The organism is Cystobacter fuscus DSM 2262 (genome assembly GCF_000335475.2).
In the GTDB taxonomy this organism is placed as follows: Bacteria; Myxococcota; Myxococcia; order Myxococcales; family Myxococcaceae; genus Cystobacter; species Cystobacter fuscus.
On sequence record NZ_ANAH02000045.1, the window covers coordinates 1 to 2,006 of the forward strand.

1 protein-coding gene and 1 pseudogene are annotated in these 2,006 nt (G+C 59.7%); one reads left to right on the forward strand and one right to left on the reverse strand.

From position 1 onward, the window contains the following. Positions 1 to 380, reverse strand: a pseudogene (locus D187_RS36905) (transposase); the annotation flags it as partial. 85 nt (positions 381 to 465) lie between these two features. Here D187_RS36905 and D187_RS56510 point away from each other — a divergent pair. Then, positions 466 to 1,587, forward strand: a complete 1,122-nt coding sequence (locus tag D187_RS56510; RefSeq protein ID WP_162159742.1) for a hypothetical protein — start codon at positions 466 to 468, stop codon at positions 1,585 to 1,587. The last annotated feature ends 419 nt before the right edge of the window (positions 1,588 to 2,006 follow it).

Here is a 2,006-nt window from a genome sequence, read left to right on the forward strand (position 1 = left end):
TGCCTGCCGAGCCGGTGTATTGCCGCTGCACCCACTGAATGCTTGCCCTGCTTGAGAAAACCCGTGTCGTCGACAATCCAAGCTTCCACGGGCTCACGTTGAGTCATGGCGCCAAGGGCATAGCGGGCGGCCTCTCGGCGAACTTCCCGGTCGCTCCAGCAAGAGTTGACGGTGAAGTGGAGCAGTCGTTGGTGCATTGCATCGGTCTTGCTGGGGTCGGGGCAAGCACGAGCTGCAATGGGCTCGACGCTCTTGCGCTCTCCGTCGCCCAGCAGTCCCATGGCGTAGATGGCAAAAGAACCCCGGCGGCTGTCCTCTCCCAGGACATCGCCAATCCTTCGGAAATACTCCTCAAGTCGTTGAACCCCACTCGAGTCCATAAAGGTGCGCATCACTTGGCTCATTCAATCCGCTCCACCGTCCAAGCAATACGCACCGGTCGACCTTCGCGGTAGGGGGCCGGACGTGACTTCCAAGACCAAGCGAGTAAGCAAGCCTCCCCTTCACTGTCTGCTCACCCCTGACGCAGTAGTGCTAAAGGGGCACGCCATCTTCGCTCCCATTGTGGCTTCGCTTAAAATCAGGCCGCCTATAGGTGGCGTTGACTACGTGCAGATTGCGTTGGCGGAAGCAAAGGCGGGGAAGGGTAGTGCCAAGATTAGTTCGCAGATTGCCTCCACGCTGGAGGACCACGCAGCCGTCTGCCTTTCCGTAGTGAGTGCGCTCGCAGAATGGGACCAGCCGGAGGATAGTCGAGCCATTGTCAACTTCCTCAGGTTCATTCTGACCGGCAACGAGCGCCCCTCGAAGTACGATGAAGCCTTGGAACTCATCCGTGATGTGGCTGTGGCGGGACTCTACGAGTACCTCGATGAGCAGATTGACGCGCGCAATGCGCTCTATTCCGTGCTTCTGAAGTACCGAACGCGCTGTGAGTGGTTCCGGCGCGAGAGGCTTCGCGAGGTGGTCAAGGGATTGGAAGGAAAGAAGGGCGAACGGGCGCTGGCGGTGGACCTGCAGGAGTATATCTTTAATCAAGGGGTAGAATTCAGCATCGAGCCGCAGTCCGCGAGTGGCGAGGTAGACCTGTTGTTGCGTGACGTTGATGGCCGGTTCCTCGTCATTGACGCGAAGTACGTTGCCTCGGACGCCCAACCTTCTGAAGTGAAGAGGAAGTTTGCCGAGGGTCTCCATCAGGTATCACGCTACTGCAGCGACTATGGGCAGCCCAGCGGCTTCCTCGTCGTGTTCCTCGACACGTCCTTGACCCCACGGCTGCCGCTTGAAGAGACGGATGGCTTGCGTTACCTGCGCATTAAGGGGGCGAACGTATTTGTAGTGCAGGTCTCCATCCACGATGCTCCGTCCGCGAGCAAGTCGGGAAAGGCGCACGAACTTCTGGTCGATCGTGAGGAATTGCTCAAACTGGTGACCGAGATCAGCACTGAGGCTGCTTCCGTGGGTACAGGGGAGAGTCATAAGCCGCTCCGAGCAAATCCCCAAGCAGGTGAGGTGGATGCGAACGTGTCGCCCGAGACAACAGCTAGGCAGGAACCGGTCACGAATAGGACGCCACGAGTGGAGTAGTGCCATGGTGCGGCGCTTGCCATTTCGTACCCACTCCTTGGGCAGGTACAGCCTCATGCCGATGCAGCCACTGCCCTTCTCTCCGGCTAGGTGCAGGCTCACCGCCACCACAACCGGAGTACGACAGCATCAGGACGTCGGTCTTCATTCATCCGCGATCACCAGAGGCAATGGACTTGGCTGTTGCCCGGAGGGACGCCGCGACGTGGATGGAGGTCCCGGCCTTAGCACCTCAAGAGGAACCCGAGGCCGTTGGGCCATGCCTCCACGCGGCAGGCATTGAAGGCGCTACGCGATCAACATCGGGCCTTCGTCGCGGCATTTCGAGAGTCGGCGGTGCGGTGGCGTCAGGGGATTTCTTGGCCTGCTTTCCTTCCTTCGCCTTCCGGGGATGGTGTCAAAGGACTCGAGTGCGCCAG